This is a genomic window from Pseudoalteromonas sp. bablab_jr011 (assembly GCF_016464045.1).
In the GTDB taxonomy this organism is placed as follows: domain Bacteria; phylum Pseudomonadota; class Gammaproteobacteria; order Enterobacterales; family Alteromonadaceae; genus Pseudoalteromonas; species Pseudoalteromonas lipolytica.
The window spans coordinates 1-342 of sequence record NZ_JACDWU010000191.1 but is presented as its reverse complement, the minus strand read 5'-3'; the positions used below and the strand labels follow the sequence as shown (position 1 = coordinate 342).

2 tRNA genes are annotated in these 342 nt (G+C 48.5%); both read right to left on the bottom strand.

Features of this window, described 5'->3' with window-relative positions:
- Positions 1 to 43: 43 nt before the first annotated feature.
- A tRNA-Glu gene (locus JIG41_RS11195) sits at positions 44 to 119 on the bottom strand.
- 94 nt (positions 120 to 213) lie between these two features.
- Positions 214 to 289, bottom strand: a tRNA-Glu gene (locus JIG41_RS11190).
- Positions 290 to 342: the final 53 nt, after the last annotated feature.

The following is a 342-nucleotide window of genomic DNA, read 5'->3' as shown; positions in this document are numbered from 1 at the left end:
CTGTTTAATAACACAACACCCTCTTTAACACGGTTAAAGTAAGTGGCGTCCCCAAGGGGATTCGAACCCCTGTTACCGCCGTGAAAGGGCGGTGTCCTAGGCCTCTAGACGATGGGGACACAAAAATGTGTCACTAGGACAACTGAATAGTTAAACTCGATTCAGACGAGCTGTTTAATAACACAACATCCTCTTTAACATGGTTAAAGTAAGTGGCGTCCCCAAGGGGATTCGAACCCCTGTTACCGCCGTGAAAGGGCGGTGTCCTAGGCCTCTAGACGATGGGGACACAAGAATGTGTCACTAGGACAACTGAATAGTTAAGCTCGATTCAGGCGAGCT